The sequence below is a fragment of the Chloracidobacterium sp. genome (assembly GCA_016711345.1).
Taxonomy (GTDB): domain Bacteria; phylum Acidobacteriota; class Blastocatellia; order Pyrinomonadales; family Pyrinomonadaceae; genus OLB17.
The window spans coordinates 1-14792 of the sequence record JADJTD010000012.1 but is presented as its reverse complement, the minus strand read 5'-3'; the positions used below and the strand labels follow the sequence as shown (position 1 = coordinate 14792).

The 14792-nt window shown below is 53.3% G+C and carries 19 protein-coding genes; 18 read left to right on the top strand and 1 reads right to left on the bottom strand.

Translation table 11 applies throughout. The features are described from left to right. Positions 1 to 18: 18 nt before the first annotated feature. From IPL32_19960 to IPL32_19875, 18 genes are all read left to right on the top strand, one after another. Entirely contained in the window at positions 19 to 462 is a 444-nt protein-coding gene (locus tag IPL32_19960; protein ID MBK8468095.1) for a hypothetical protein, read from the top strand. 2 nt (positions 463 to 464) lie between these two features. After that, a complete protein-coding gene (locus tag IPL32_19955) occupies positions 465 to 911 on the top strand; it encodes a hypothetical protein (protein ID MBK8468094.1) in 447 nt (148 codons plus the stop codon). A 21-nt stretch (positions 912 to 932) separates the two neighbouring features. After that, a complete protein-coding gene (locus tag IPL32_19950) occupies positions 933 to 1121 on the top strand; it encodes a hypothetical protein (GenBank protein ID MBK8468093.1) in 189 nt (62 codons plus the stop codon). After that, positions 1122 to 1601: a hypothetical protein gene (locus tag IPL32_19945; protein ID MBK8468092.1), complete on the top strand. Its 480-nt coding sequence runs from the start codon at positions 1122 to 1124 to the stop codon at positions 1599 to 1601. Beyond that, positions 1598 to 1915: a hypothetical protein gene (locus tag IPL32_19940; protein MBK8468091.1), complete on the top strand. Its 318-nt coding sequence runs from the start codon at positions 1598 to 1600 to the stop codon at positions 1913 to 1915. Before IPL32_19945 ends, IPL32_19940 begins: the two co-directional genes overlap by 4 nt. Further along, positions 1915 to 2403, top strand: a complete 489-nt coding sequence (locus tag IPL32_19935; protein MBK8468090.1) for a hypothetical protein — start codon at positions 1915 to 1917, stop codon at positions 2401 to 2403. The genes IPL32_19940 and IPL32_19935 overlap by 1 nt, the downstream gene beginning before the upstream one ends. A 6-nt stretch (positions 2404 to 2409) precedes the next feature. Further along, the gene (locus IPL32_19930; protein ID MBK8468089.1) at positions 2410 to 2604 is read left to right on the top strand and encodes a hypothetical protein; all 195 of its coding nucleotides are present in this window, start codon (positions 2410 to 2412) and stop codon (positions 2602 to 2604) included. Positions 2605 to 2625: 21 nt separating this feature from the next. Beyond that, on the top strand, positions 2626 to 3414 hold the full coding sequence (locus IPL32_19925; protein MBK8468088.1) for a hypothetical protein: 789 nt from the start codon (positions 2626 to 2628) through the stop codon (positions 3412 to 3414). Positions 3415 to 3508: 94 nt separating this feature from the next. Further along, the gene (locus tag IPL32_19920) at positions 3509 to 3886 is read left to right on the top strand and encodes a hypothetical protein (GenBank protein MBK8468087.1); all 378 of its coding nucleotides are present in this window, start codon (positions 3509 to 3511) and stop codon (positions 3884 to 3886) included. 236 nt (positions 3887 to 4122) lie between these two features. Continuing rightward, the gene (locus IPL32_19915; protein ID MBK8468086.1) at positions 4123 to 6885 is read left to right on the top strand and encodes a hypothetical protein; all 2763 of its coding nucleotides are present in this window, start codon (positions 4123 to 4125) and stop codon (positions 6883 to 6885) included. An 81-nt stretch (positions 6886 to 6966) separates the two neighbouring features. Continuing rightward, the gene (locus IPL32_19910; protein MBK8468085.1) at positions 6967 to 7449 is read left to right on the top strand and encodes a hypothetical protein; all 483 of its coding nucleotides are present in this window, start codon (positions 6967 to 6969) and stop codon (positions 7447 to 7449) included. After that, positions 7334 to 7996 carry a hypothetical protein gene (locus tag IPL32_19905; GenBank protein ID MBK8468084.1) on the top strand — a complete coding sequence of 221 codons (663 nt, stop codon included), beginning with the start codon at positions 7334 to 7336 and terminating at the stop codon, positions 7994 to 7996. The genes IPL32_19910 and IPL32_19905 overlap by 116 nt, the downstream gene beginning before the upstream one ends. Further along, positions 7996 to 10212: a hypothetical protein gene (locus IPL32_19900; GenBank protein MBK8468083.1), complete on the top strand. Its 2217-nt coding sequence runs from the start codon at positions 7996 to 7998 to the stop codon at positions 10210 to 10212. Before IPL32_19905 ends, IPL32_19900 begins: the two co-directional genes overlap by 1 nt. Before the next feature lie 7 nt (positions 10213 to 10219). Then, positions 10220 to 10474, top strand: coding sequence for a hypothetical protein (locus tag IPL32_19895; protein MBK8468082.1), 255 nt, complete (start codon positions 10220 to 10222; stop codon positions 10472 to 10474). A gap of 1 nt (position 10475) precedes the next feature. Further along, positions 10476 to 12110: a hypothetical protein gene (locus tag IPL32_19890; protein ID MBK8468081.1), complete on the top strand. Its 1635-nt coding sequence runs from the start codon at positions 10476 to 10478 to the stop codon at positions 12108 to 12110. A 9-nt stretch (positions 12111 to 12119) separates the two neighbouring features. After that, complete coding sequence (locus tag IPL32_19885; protein ID MBK8468080.1) at positions 12120 to 12308, top strand: hypothetical protein; 189 nt, start codon at positions 12120 to 12122, stop codon at positions 12306 to 12308. Continuing rightward, the gene (locus tag IPL32_19880) at positions 12305 to 12811 is read left to right on the top strand and encodes a hypothetical protein (protein ID MBK8468079.1); all 507 of its coding nucleotides are present in this window, start codon (positions 12305 to 12307) and stop codon (positions 12809 to 12811) included. The genes IPL32_19885 and IPL32_19880 overlap by 4 nt, the downstream gene beginning before the upstream one ends. A gap of 9 nt (positions 12812 to 12820) precedes the next feature. Next, entirely contained in the window at positions 12821 to 13420 is a 600-nt protein-coding gene (locus tag IPL32_19875; protein ID MBK8468078.1) for a hypothetical protein, read from the top strand. Positions 13421 to 13896: 476 nt separating this feature from the next. Here IPL32_19875 and IPL32_19870 read toward each other — a convergent pair whose 3' ends face one another. Continuing rightward, positions 13897 to 14073 carry a hypothetical protein gene (locus IPL32_19870; GenBank protein MBK8468077.1) on the bottom strand — a complete coding sequence of 59 codons (177 nt, stop codon included), beginning with the start codon at positions 14071 to 14073 and terminating at the stop codon, positions 13897 to 13899. Positions 14074 to 14792 lie beyond the last annotated feature (719 nt).

The window sequence follows — 14792 nt, the reverse complement described above, 5'->3', positions numbered from 1 at the left end:
TTTCACGAGGAAAATAAAATGCAAAGACTTCAAGACATGACTTTTATCAGCGTGACGCCGCCTGCGGCGATCGTTGACAACGCGGCATTCACGACTGCAACCATCGACACCTACGGCTATGACGAGATGATGATCGTTGCCTATTTCGGAGCGATGGACATCGCGATGGCGGCTCTCAAGGTGCAGGAATCTGACGCGTCGAACATGTCCGGTGCCGCCGACGTTTCCGGAGCCGACTTTTCAGTCTCGCCCGCAACGCTGCCATCGGCAACGGCTGACAATACGGCATTTCAGGTGCATGTCAAATGCGGCGGATCACGCAAACGATATCTCGACCTTTCAGCGACAGGCGGCGACGGAACATCGGGAACGTTCCTCTGCGTCTTCGCATTTGGAGCAAAGGCAGAGGTCAAGCCTTCGTCGGCGACACTTCGCGGATTTAACCAGGCACTGAGCGTGTAACGATGCAAAGACTGCAACTTCTCAAGACCGTCATCGTCACTTCGCCGGGTCCGATATCGGATGACGCGGCGCTCGTGACGAACACCATCGACACGGCCGGCTATGAAGAGATGCTGATCATCTTCACGGTCGGCGCGATCGACATCGTGATGACCGGACTGAAATTGCAGGAGTCTGATCTGTCGAACATGGGCGGAGCGACCGATGTGCCGAGTGCGAATTTCGGCGTCTCGGGCCAAGGTCTGCCCGGTGCGACTGAGGACGATCTGCTCTTTGGCATTCACGTCAAGCTCGGCGGCGGCGGACGCAAACGATACATGGACCTGCTGGCAACGACCGGCAACGGCGTGGCCGGAACATACGCGAGCTGCGTGGCGATCTTGAGCAAGAGCGAGATCAGTCAATCATCGATATCAGATCGCGGCTTTACACGGCTGCTTTACGCATAGGAACAGGAGAAAAAGGAAATTATGTCAGAACCAACAGAAGAAACTATCGAAACCGTCAAGGTCAAATTTGTCCGCAATGTGAAATACAAGGGAGCGGAATTCAAAGCCGGATCGACAGCAACCGTCGAAACCGTCATCGCCGACCGCCTGATCGAGCAGGGCAATGTCGAACTCGCTACCGACGAAGAGAAGGGAAAGAAGACGAAATAAATGTCGTATCCAGCAACATTTGCAGGGCCGCAGCCAGCCGCACTTTGGACAGAGCAGAATCCTGTTCTGGCTCAGTTTGAGATCGGCATCGAGACTGACGGCAACCTCGGAGTAAAGTTCGGTGACGGCTTGACGGCTTGGAACGATCTGCCTTATCAGGTTAAACGCGGTGTGCGGGTTTATCGGGCATTGCTCAATCAAAGCAGCACGAACGATCCCACAGCGATAGTTCTGGAGAGCTCTCTTTACGGTGAAGTTGTTTGGACGCGCAACGATTCAGGCGAGTACCTAGGATCGCTGACACAAGGGTTTACCGAGTCATATACCTTTATCGAAACGCCCCGCACTTGCGGGCTAACACTTGAGCCAGCAGAAGTGGCATGGGTTGATGCAGGCACAATCAAGGTCGTCACGATTGGTGACGGAAAATTGTCTGCCACACCCGTCGGAATCCTTGTTTATCCAACAATTCCATCATGATCGGAGACGGCGACCTCGAATCGATATTTGAAAACGGTGATTTTGACTCGTCGGTCGATATTTGGAACGAGGCGTTTACTGACCGGATCGCCGCCGACCTGAACGGATGGTTCACGCAGGCAACGCAGCAGACGAACCTTTTGACAAATGAGATCGAGACGGTGAACCCAAAACTCGACATGGCGTCTTCGGTGGTGACGACAAATTCGATAGTCACGCGGTGCGTGGCGGTCATCAACAGTGCGAACTACCGGATCGAACGCATTGAGGTAAACGGAACGGGCGTCACAACCCTGCATTTGAAAACTTTGTAATGGCTGACCCGAAGGACCAGAAAATAATCGCGGCGATAGTCACACGGATGCAAACCATCCTGACGGCAAACGGTTATCAAACGAATAACGGGACCCGCGTGGCAGACAGCCGACCTAATTGGGATCAAACGGAATTGCCCGCGATCAGCGTTTTTCAAGGCCGTGCGGAATCGCAGGAGCAGTCGAACGCCAGCCGCAAAACGGTTCACGAAATGCCGGTGATGATCAAGGTATTTCTCGAACGCGGCACGGACGCCTCGAACGCCAGGATCGCCATCGCCGATGTCAAGAAGGCAATTCGCGGCACCGGCAGCCAGAGTGACAACTATCTCGCCGAACGATGGCCCGCAAGCGGCATCGGACTCGCAATGATGACGCGGGAAACGGCATACAGCATTGAGTACGCCGAGGGAACTTTTGAAATAACAGGAGCACAGGTCGAGATCGCGGTGCAGTTCATCACAGACAAATTTAATGCGGAGCAATAACAAATCATGCAATTAGAAGATCTAATCCCGAAGGAAAAGAAAGTTGCGGTCAAACTCCACGCCCGCTGCTATGTCGATCACCAGATCCGCGAAGCAGGCGAGGTCGTCGAGGTTGCCGAAATTCACGCCGAATCATTTGGCGAGCTCGTCAACGTCAAGAAAGCCGAAACACCGTCCGAAGAAAAAACAGCGAAGAAATAACCCAACGAGGAATAAAACATCATGGCAGATACAGACTTTTATTTTGGACACGGCAAAGGTGCCCTCGGCACACGAAACACGACGACCGGCGTTCCGGTGACTTTCGATATCCCGCTGCTTGAGATCGACGAACTGTCGCTGACCGTCGCGAACGAAAAGGTCGAGCACATTTCGAAGCGGCTGTCGCTGTCGTCAAAAGACCTCTCAGTCGTGAAGATGATGGGAATGTCGGGTAAGATCGTCACGAGCGTTCACACGCCCGACCTGATCAAACTCGGCACCTACGGCACAAAAGCAACGATTGCGGGCGGTTCGTCTGCGGCGACGTCTTACGCGGCGGGCGTTGCGGTCGGTGACATCCTTGCACATCCGAGCGGCAAAACACGGCTTTCGTCGATCGTGCTGACAGATTCGACCGGATCGCCGCAGACGCTGACGCTCGGCACACATTACGAAATTTGGGACGCCGCCGCCGGACTGATCAAGATCCTCAGCCTTTCCACTCCGACAATGGTGCAGCCGATCAAGATCGCCGCAACCGAGGCCGCAGGCGTATCAGTCGCGTTGATGAATCAGCGAATTTACGAACGATGCCTGGTGTTTTCGGGCATCAACATCGCCGACGAAGACAAGCCGTGCATCGTGAATCTCTACAAAATACAGATCGAGCCGTTCGCAAACTGGAACCTGCTCTCAAGCGGCAACGAGGTCAACAAGTTTGAGTTTAACTTCGAATGCCTCAAAGACACGCTCCGGGCAACTGATGCCTCGCTCGGACAGTATGGCAACTATCAAGAGTCGAACGGATAGGCCGTTGACAATTTAATTCAAGATCGAAGATGCGAGATCGAACGGGACAAGTCGTCAGGCTCGTCCCGTTTTTTAACAAAACAGGAGAAAAATAATGATCAAAATTGGCAAAACACGAGTCGTGCGGGAATGCACGGCTCCCTATGAATACAGCGACGACAAAGGCGAAAGAAAGGTCGATGAAATCGCTGTTCAGTATTACTGCTTTACGACGGCCGATATAAAGGCGTCCCGCATTGAGGCACAGACCAGACGGAAAGAAGACCCCGGTTACGTGCCTTACGACACCGAATTTTTGCTGCCGAGGCTTCACGCTTTACCCGAACTCGCTGACGAAAAAGGCAAGGCTTTATCGAAGGATAACGGCAATCTGACCGTTGAGAACCTCGACAAGATCGAGACTGTGAACATCACCGCGATCTGGAAAGCTATCGAGACCGATCTCGCCCCAAAAGAACAGCCCAGCAAATAGCTAAGTGGTATGAGCTGGGCGAAAAGACCAAGGGCAAGGCAAAGGTTTCGGACAAGGCAGGCCCGCCCGACGAGGCATTTATCTTGGCAGTAGCGGAAAAGTTTCATGTGCTGCCGCACGTCATTGAAGAAACATGTCCTGATTATTGGCTGAACCAGATCGGAGTTTTGATGGAAGCGGAATCAATCGATAACAAACGTCGGGATGCTGAGAGGCAACGGACCCGCAAATAAACGATGGCATCAAATGACTTCAAAATGAAGTACGTCATTGACGCGGACGCGTCGAAGGCTAAGGCTGCGTTCAACGATCTCGACAAGCGGATCGGCGGCATTACAAGTTCGATCGGCTCGCTCGGCGGACTGTCGGGAACGGCTATCGCCGGAGCGTTGACGGGTATTGCGACCGCAGGAGCTGCCGTCGGCGCGGCGATGTTCCAGATGACAAAGTCGGCGTCGGAGTTCGGCTCGACGATCTACGATGCGTCGGTCAAGACAGGACTCGGAGCCACGTCGATCTCGGCTCTCAAACTCGCCGCAGATCAAAGCGGTTCATCACTCGAAGCCATCACAGGCGGCGTTGCAAAATTTGCAAAGACGGTCGGTGCAGCAGGCGAAGGATCGAAGGAAGCCGCTGCAAAACTAAAATCTCTCGGCATTGAACCTGTTGCCGCTCTCAACGATCTCGATGGTTCGCTTGCAAAGGTTTTCAAACGCATCGGCGAAGCAAAACCCGGCATCGAGCAGATCACACTCGCACAAAAAGCCTTTGGAAAATCGGGAGCCGATCTGCTGACTGTGATGGATCAGGTCGGTTACGACCTCGAGGCCTTCCGAAAACGAGCAGAAGAACTCGGCATCACGATCGATGACAAGGCTGCTCGCGCGGCTGACGAATTCGGCGATCAGATGACTGAGCTTGAGGCTCAGCTTGCGGGCGTCGGGCGGACCATTGGTTTTGAGTTGATGTCGGTGTTCAAAGACATGGCGACGTACATGAGTACGTGGCTGTCGAACAACAAAGGCGAGATTCAATCGTGGGGAATGTACGTCGCCGACATTCTTCGCGGCGTCGGGGTTGCATGGGACGTGGCTGCGGACGCAGCCAAAAGATACGCACAGGCCGGAGCATTCGGAGCGGTTGGAGCGGCGGTTGCTAACGGTGACAACAGCTCTGAGTTGGGCAAATTGTCGAACTTCTCGCCTTGGGGAATACTCGGCATGATGGGCAAAAACAGCCGCCCCGCGTCAATCGGGGCATTGCGTCAATCGGACGATACGCGATCATACAATCCGCCAAAAGGCTTCGGCTCGGACATCGGCGGCGGAAGCGGCGGCTCCAAAAAATCACCAAAAGAAGTTTTCAAACTCGGCACTCAAGGTCGGGCGTTTGTAAAGGTTGCGGAAAAGCTCGGAATTTCGCCGCTCGATCTGGCGACCATCGTTGGATTTGAAACTGGCGGAACCTACAGCACATCAATCGATAACGGCAAGGGATATATCGGGCTGTCTCAATTCGGTAAGAGCGAGCAGAAACAGTTCGGAGCGTTCAAAGGACAAGGTTTTGAAGCACAGCTTGAGGCCATGGGCCGTTTTCTTACGTCGCGGTTTGCTGGCGTCGGACGATCAACCGCCGGAGCGTCATTGATCGATCTCTATCGCACGGTTCTCGGCGGCAATCCAAATGCTTCGTTGACGGGCAAAGACGCAAACGGCACGTCTCCGATGTCCGGCGTCCAGAACATGCTTCGCACGCATCGTCCGGCGGCCCTTAAAAAATTCTTTGGTGGTTCTGAGTCCAATGCCAAGGGCGGCGAATGGGGCAAATCATATTCAGGTTTTGAAAACGAAGGCCAAAAAGAAGCCGACGAAGAAACCGCAGGCTTGATGGCTGCCTGGAACGAGTTTCGAGACTGGGAAGAGCAACAGGTATCGAACAGACTTCAAACTCGTCAGGCCGAGGCTGGTCAAGCAATCGAAATTCTACAAGGCCAACTGCGTGAGCAGATGATCGATGAGGTCGATTACGCCGACCGCGTCGGACAGCTTCGTATCGACATGCTCGAAGACGAACGCGATGAGGTCGAAAAACTCACGCCTACGAGCGAGAACCTGCACAGACTCGATCTGCTGAGACTTGAGATCGGAACTGCTCGCGTCAAAAAAGAGAACGATGTTGCCGATGCCGTCGAACGGCAAAATAAGGCGTTTCTCGATCAGCTTGATGCGCTCGCGGGATTAAAGAAAAAGAATCAACGACCGGGCGGTTTGAAGAAACGCGGCGAAGGTTCGGAGCTGGAAGATTTTGACATTTTCGGTGCATTCGATCCCGACAAGATGAAAGACGCCACGCAGATCGCCGCCGATCAGATGAAGACGCTCAAGGACATGGCGAACGACACGTTCGGATCAATGGCGTCGGCAATCGGGCAATCTATCGCGGCGTGGGCTTTGTACGGCGACAGCATCGGTGCATCGCTGCAGAAGGCGACAGCGGCAATCCTCGCGAATCTTGCGGCTCAGGCGATCACGCAGGCTGTGTGGGAAACGGCTCAGGGATTTGCGATGTTGGCACTCTCTTTGTTTGGCAATCCCGGAGCCGGAGCTGCGGCGGTGGCTCACTTTCAAGCGGCGGCGATCTACGCAACTATCGGAGCCGGTGCCGCACTCGGTGCAAAGGCAGTCGGCGGCGGCGGAAAAGGTGCGGCAAGCGGCGGCGGTTCCGGTTCAGGCTCGTCCTACGATCCGAACGCAGGGCCGTCAACTTATTCGCGGGTTTCGCCGGATGCTTTTATGTCGGGCGAGCGGCGACAGGCGAACTCTCTGCTTGAGATCGTTCTAAATAAGCTGCATGACAAGATCAATGCGATGCGTCCGGGCGATGTCCTCGTCAACGGAATGCGACAAAAGCCGGGAGTCGTCGGCGCTCAAGTCGTCAGCGATGTGAAGCGCAACTCCGGAACGGGACGAGATCTCGGCCGGTCGATGGGAATTAGATAGACACAATCTCGGCGGCGGGGTTTTCACCTCCTGACCCGGCACAACGCATCGTGCTAACGCCGCCGACAATTTTGAGGAAGTATGCCAACGATCGAAGATTACGTCGAACTGAACTTAGCCGGAATGGAGATCGGAGCCATCGAGTGGAAGGGCGAACGCCTGACGGCTGATTTCGGTTCGGGTTACGGTGCGTCTGCGGTCGTCGGGCACGCAAGCGGGCTTTGGGGATGGGAGATCATGTCGGACTGTTTGCCGGACGACGAAGACTATCAGAACGAGATCGGCGGCCTGCCACGCTTCGAATATTATTTTAACTTCATTCGCGATCACATCACCGGCGACACTGACATTTTTGAGATCGATTTTCGCGGCCGTAAGTTTCACGCGTCATTTGAGGAAAACTCGATCTCCGGCGAGATGCTGACTTATGATCTTTTCTCGCTTTCGGGTGAAATTAAAGCAGCGCCGCGTGCCGGGCATTTATTACCGTTCGGACGGTTCGGTGTTCCACCCCGAGGAATTGATCGATTACATGTGGGCGTGGTACAACGGGGTAAATGGTGATGTTGACATAAGCAACAGCGGACATGATTTCTCCGTTGTCGGCAATGTGTCCTTGTCAGGAACGACGCAGAATGGACACGAAGTTTTCAGATTTAATGTTGGAGCTACGAACACCGGATATCTCACAACGTCCGCCACGCCCGTTCTTAAACACGCATTCTTTGCAATGCAAATGCGAGAGGCGACGTTCTCGAACTACGCAGGCATTATCACCGGTGACACGGCGGCCGGAAGCGTCGCGATGGCGTCAGGCGACAGCGGCACAACTAAATTTTACGATCACGCACTCGGCGTTTCCTATCGCAAGAACGGCGTTGCTTTTGCCGACGCGAACATGCAGGCTCCGATGAACACCTTCGGCATCTGTCATTGGTATAAGTCTGCAGGCATTGGGCTGATAAACGCCCAGATCGGAAAGGACCGCGATTTTGCCGGACGCTTTGCCGAGATGAACGTCGGCGAGATCATCCTGTGTGACGAGGAAATACCGGCGACCGACTACGCAGACCTTGAGCAATTTTTGATCAATAAGTGGGGTGTGACGTAATGCCTGTTTTTGACTCCGCCACATTGACCGCTCTCGCCGCACTTCGAACGCTGCGGATCGCCCAGACGAATATCGACGTTTTTGAACTCGTCAAGGTCGAATGGCCGTCGCCTGACGGTGCGATCTGGTACAGCGTCCTGCAAACCGATGAAGCCGCAAGCCTGTCACCTGGCGTTTCGCCGATCGACACTCGCATAATTGCCGAAAATAATCCTGATTGGTTTTTGCCGGTGCAGCTTGATAGCTCTATCGGTGACGAAGAGATCGACCTCGAAATGTGGGACGCGGACGAAGTCATCTCACAGCTTTTGATCGATCACGGCGAGGGCGTCAAGGTCGAGCTTTATTACTGGTTCCCGCAGGTCGAATTGATGCTGCCGATCTGGCATGGACATTTGAGATTTGAGGATGAGGCGTCGGTCGATACGATCAAGCTCAAGGCCGTACAGGGCTTTCGTTCGTCGGACGCTCTTGTTCCCGGGCGTGCTCACTATCAAAATTGCTCGGCGATCTTTGGCGGGCAACTTACGACGACTGCCGAGGTTGCCGAGCACGATTGCCCGTATGACAAACACCTCGGCGGAGCGGTCGGCATCAACAATCCGGCAACATCTGCTCCGTGGACATACTGCGACCGCCAAACGACAGCATCGTGCACCGCTCGCGGCGTGCCGACGATGTATCACCTGTCGCACCGCACGATCGCAAACCGCGTCCTGAACACTCAATCGCAAGGCCCGAACCTGCTCGCTACTTCGCAGGGCAACGAAACCAATCTCGATAATCCGGTCCGCGTGATAATGGGCCGCAGGCGTTCGCACGGCATGCCGGTGATCGCGTTCAATCGATTGCTCAATAACAACGATCCTGATCATGGATGGTTTTATGCGATGTATGAGGTTTGCGAAGGTCCTATCGCAAGCATTTCGCAGGCAGTTTTTAACGTCGGCGGCGTCGCTCAGAATGTCGTGGCTCAGCACTACAATCAACGCCTCGGCACACGCGGACAAACGTCGGCCGGAGCCGATCTAACGACGCACGGATACTCAGGCACTGCACACATCAGATACAACTTCGGCTGGTGCGATCCGTCAACGATCAGCCCTGACAACGCAACGGCGTCGGCGATCATAACCGGCCTCAATAACGTCCGCATTTACACGGACGACGTAACATATACGACGGGCACGACGACAAATCGAGCGTGGCAGCTTGCTCGCATTCTGACAGACAAACGCTGGGGATTTGGCTACGATTACGAACGGCTGAACATCGACAGTTGGATCGAGGCGGCCGAATGGTGCGATCAGGGCGTTCGTTTCACCGACACTTTTGACACCGACTGGGACCATACTCGCTCAGAATCAAATCCTGAACTCATCGGCAAAAAGGTGCAGCAGCAGGTCGAAGATATCTGCATGGCAGGGCGTTTGTCGCGACCGTTCCTCTTCAACGGGCAGATCCACATTGTGCCGCTGCGAATGATGGAAGAGGCCGAGCTTGACGAAGCTCCGACGTTCACCGACGAAGGCGACGACGGCCGCAATATCATTTGGGAAGACGGCAAATCGACGCTGACCGTCTCACGCAAATCCGATCTCGAACTGCCGAACCGCATCGAATGCACATTTGACGACGCAGCGAACGACTGGCTCGAAACGCCGCTCAATCCCGTCGAGGATGTCGATGCTCAGCTTCGTGCCGGCCGCGTCGTCGGCGACAAGGCTCGCAAGATCAACTCGAAAAAATACAGCCTGCTCGGTGTCACAAATAAAAATCAGGCGATCAAAATGGCGTGGTCGCTGCTCGATCTTGGCCCGCACGACGAAGGCGGTTTGCAGAACAACCTGTCGCTCAAATTCAAAACGTGGTTCACCGAGACGCTCGACCTGCACATGGAAAAGGTCATTCAGGTGCCGTCATCGCGGCTGACGAAATACGGATTCTCACATTATCGCGTCAAGAAAATGAAACGGCTCAACGATCTGCAGGTCGAGATCGAGTGTCAGGCCTATCCGAATGCCTACATGGAAAACTTCGAGGTCGATATCTCGACGCCGACTCAGACATTTTGCGACGTCAATAATCCATGTCCCGACGGATATATTTGCGTTGGCGGCGTATGCGTCCCTGAGCCGCCAACATGCCGCACCGAATTTGGAACAGTTACCTATGAAAATGGAGTTTTGCAGATCCCGATAGAACCGTGCGTGTGAGGAAATTATGCCAGCGACCTTTGTTGATTTTGTAGTTTTAGTTGAGAACGAGGCAGGCGTGCCGACGCCGGTCGAGGATAATATCGCCGTCGGTGTTTGGAGCGAAGACCTCGATGGTGACGTGGCCGAAAGCCCGCTTTTCACCGACGTCAACGGCGAGGTCACGGCGGTCACGTTGACGACCATCGTTGGCGACCGCGTACATTTTCGCGTTGAAAATTACAACGGACTGTCGGCAAGCGTGACGCAGATCACGATCTAAAATGTCAGATCTAATACTAAGACAAAACCTTTCAGAGACAAGCGTGCCGCTTAATCTTGTGCTGCGCGGCGTTGTAGATTACGGCGAGACCGAGGCCGTCGCTGTCGATGTTTATTGGCGATGGGAAGACGAAGAGACGATGGAGCCGCAGTTTCTCGCCAAGGGCGTCGTCGGCCAAACCATCGCAGTTCCATTCGATCCAAAAGGCCGCGACATTCGCCTCTTCCAAGTCTCAAAAACATCGCGATCGTCAAAAAGCGTCCGTTCCGTCAAAGAAGGCGTGCAGATCGCGGTTGACATGGAAGCCAGCCGCTTGGTTATCGGCGATCTGGCTGTGATGACCTCCGCAGAATTTGCAGCCAAGATCTCCGACGAAACAGGCACAGGCAAATTAGTCTTTGCGACCTCGCCGGTATTGATCGCCCCGATACTTGGAACGCCGAACTCAGGGCTTCTCACGAATTGCACGGGCTTTCCCGCTGCGAATTTAAGCGGCATGGCGTCGTGGATGCCGTCGTTTCTTACAACGCCAAACGTCACGGATGTAAGGGGTAGAACGTTCAGCGCGAACGGTCTTACGAATCCCGGCAACACTTATTTTTACGCTTACAGTTTTGAAAGCTCGGCAAGTATTGTATCTGCAGCAAATTTTTCGATCAATAATTTGAACGCTGCAAATGCCGGCACTTACGGCGTTTTCGGTGAGGCACGGCAAGCGGTAGATAGAAGCGGCGGAAACGGCGTTATCTTTGGCGGCAAGTTCACCGCTGTCGTTGCTGGTAACTGTGAAACTGCCTATGGACTTTGGGGAAGGCTGTCTGTGGATGTCGGCAAGACAGCAACAGAAGCCGGTGCTGTGCTTTTCGGCACAACGATCAACGGAAGCATCACGACATTTTCAGGCTTGAAACAAGAGCTTGTAAACGCCGGAACTGTTACAAACTTCTACGGCACGTTCACGCGAATACAAAACAACTCCGGCGGAACGATAACCGCCGCGAACGCTCTGCGGGTTTCGGTATTAAACAACGGCAACACCATCCCGAACTTTAAGGGCATCGCGTTTGAAGGCTACAGCGGCAGCGGTGCGATCACGAACAACTATCTGATCTATGCCGACACGTCAACGGCAAGCTATGGCTCAACGCTGAAATACGGCATTTACTTTCTGCCAGATATGCCGTCGCATCATGTCGGGAAGTTTGGGTTGGGAAGTGGCGTAACGGCTCCAACGGCTCGCTTGCAAGTTCGAGACACCGCCGCTCCACAGGTGCGGGTTGAACGCGACTCTGGCAACTATCTTGATATAGCCGTGAGCAGTGCGGGCGTCGTTACGTTCGACGCGGTCGGCGGAAGTTCAGCTTTCTTATTCGGTGACGCTGTAACTTTTACCGAGAGCATCACGCTGGCTGATGCTAAACACATCATTACCAACACGGCGAACGGATCGATAATCGCTACGTCCACTTCGCAAAAACTTGGATTTTGGGAAAGACGCCCATCGTGCAACCAACAACGGGTGTTGCCGCAGCCACGCGAACAGCAGGAGCGGCAACCGCGATACTTACAGACGATACGTTTGACGGCTACACAGTGGCTCAGGCAATCAAAGCACTACGAAACACAGGACTATTAGCTTAAAAATATGACAAAACAAACAGGCGTATTAGTACCTCTAGACTTGGCGCAAGCCATTGTTAATTTTCTCGAGGAGCAGCCGTTCAAACAGGTCAACGGTCTTTTGCTCGGACTGTCTCAATGCCAGCAAATGGAAGTGAACGTGCCGGAACAAGAGGCAAAAGTAGACGAACCAAAAGGAGCAGAAAAACTATGAGCGACAACTATCAAGCAACATTCGCCGCACCGCTGACACGGGCTGAACTGGTCGCGGACAATCTTTATATTCCGCAGTTTGAGTTTTTACAGGAATCAGACGCACCATACGGCATCAAGGTCGGGCCGGGACGTTGGAATGACCGTCCATATCTCGCAAATTCAGGTGTTAAGATTTATCGGGCGTCGTTGTCACAAGCGGGGACGGGCGCTCCGACTGCTGTAGTTGTGGAAAATACGCTCGGCGGGACGCTGGTGTGGACGCGCAATTCCATTGGGTCATATAGGGCAACACTGACGGGTGCGTTTCCAGATGATACTAAAGTGCTTCTGTTCGCAACCTACGGGTCGAACGTCGGAAGTTACGAGACTGACGGTGTTCTCTTGAGTTGGCAATGGTCTCACGCCAATTATATCCTTTTAGAAAGTAATAATCTGACCGTCGGTACTTATGCGGACTTGAATGCCAATAACTGTTCCGTCGAAATCCTTGTCTATCCATAGGAAAAAACTATGTCACAAAAGTTTTTCGCAAAATTTCACGCTCCACTGCCAACCGCGTTGTGGGTGTCAGACAATCCTTACCTCGCTGAATTTGAGTTCGGCGAGGAAAGCGACGGCGGGCGTGGCATCAAACTCGGTCCCGGCTACTGGAACGACTTGCCATATTTCACCGCAAGGGTCCAGCGGTCGTATCTCGAGACAACTATCACCTACAACAACGACGTGACGTTTGGCGATACGGCATTAGTCGGCAACGTAATGTCAGGCGGGCTTTACAAGGTCGAGCTTAACTTCCTGTCAGATAGTGCCGTATCGGAGTTAAGACTAGAATTTGGCGGCACAGCTACGCTAACGGGCAGCGGTGAGTGGATGGCTCGTTCGGACTATGGCACAGGTGAAGTGCTAAGGGTCGTTGACCTGACGACGAATTTTGGGCCGTCCGCCCTTGCCGGGGCTAGCAGCGTCTATCAGTTCGTTGGTTCTATGGAAGTCGGGCCGGATGCGGAAGACGCGGGAACGTTTTTGCTGAGAGGTCGTCAAGCCAGCGCCGACGCGTCCGACACGACGATCTTAGCAGGGGCGACGATGATTTTGACGCAGCTCAATTAGTGGTAGACATTTGGGGCGATTGTACCGACCTAGACCGCCTTAAATCGCCCCAAAACGCCCTTTGCAAAAACGTCAAAACCTCGATAAAACCTAATCAATATAGCATTTTTGGAGACGTGGGCTGTGCGTTCGCAAGGACTTGTCCGGCTATTGATAACAAAGGGGTTACGGGATTTTTATTACATTTTCGATATTTTTGGCGGATTCGACTTAAACATCCATACGGTTTGAGACATTTTGCACAAAGCACATTAAGCGATTCTGGGCGACTGAATACACCATCCATAACTGTAAACTTCTGCTTCACAGTAACGCCAACATTGCGATGCTTACACGACTGGGTGAATTGTATTCCCGGATAGGTTTGAGCAAGAGCCTTGTCTCGTTCCTTATCTGAACCGAGATATGTAGTTGTAGAAACTTTCGTTTTCAGTGTCATTTCACCGCCTTTATCAATACGGGTCTATTTATGGGAATTATATACTTGACTCCCGTTTGCGAAAAGTGAACCTATTAAGTCCAACAACCAGAAGCGTTACAAGACGAATCCCTTGACCGAACAAAGGATGTTCGGGAGCGTCGGGAACGGTCAAGTCTGCCACGTCGAGCGGAACGCCGGAACGATGCAGATAGAGGGCCGCCTTGTTCGTCATTAGCCGTAATTTGCTTTTCGAGATTGACCGCAAAGTGAAAATCATCAGGGTCATCTTGTTTTTGCTCTTGCCATTCGGCGTTCGTCATAAACGGACACATTTTGCACCGCGATTTACGGGGTTCCGCAATCCGGCATCCAAAATAGTGCGGATACACTCATCACGGGACATGGTAATTCCGTATCCCATAAGCAGAGGCCAGTTAATTTCCGCCCATTTTCGTTTAGACGGCTTACAACGTCCGATTTCGTCTCAGCTGTAACCGAGCCATTGAATGACTGGATTCTTTGGGCCGAGCCGCGTTCAGGCTCACGCAACCAACGATAAACAACGTCACGTTTCCATTCGCCACTGCAAAGGGCTCGAGTTGTCCCACGCCGTTGGCGGTATATGCCGGAATCAAAACGCCGCCTTTCGAGTCGTAGAGTCATGCAGAGCGTATCTGTGGGGAATAATTTCGACCGTAAGGCCAACTTTATCAAGCAATGGTTGCATGTGTTCCGTGAGATACCGCCGTCGAAGTTGCTTCGCGTCCAGTGTCGGCGATCACTGCACGTTCCGGCACGGGCAAGCGGCCATCGACAATGAGTGCCAATCGCCACCGATTGTTTGCTGCCTTCGTAACTCCAAATAATAGGCTTCATAGTGTTATTTCTTCTTTTTCTTTTTCACCTTTGGCGGTTTTACCAGTTGTCTGTCTTTTGGCCTGTAATTCAGCA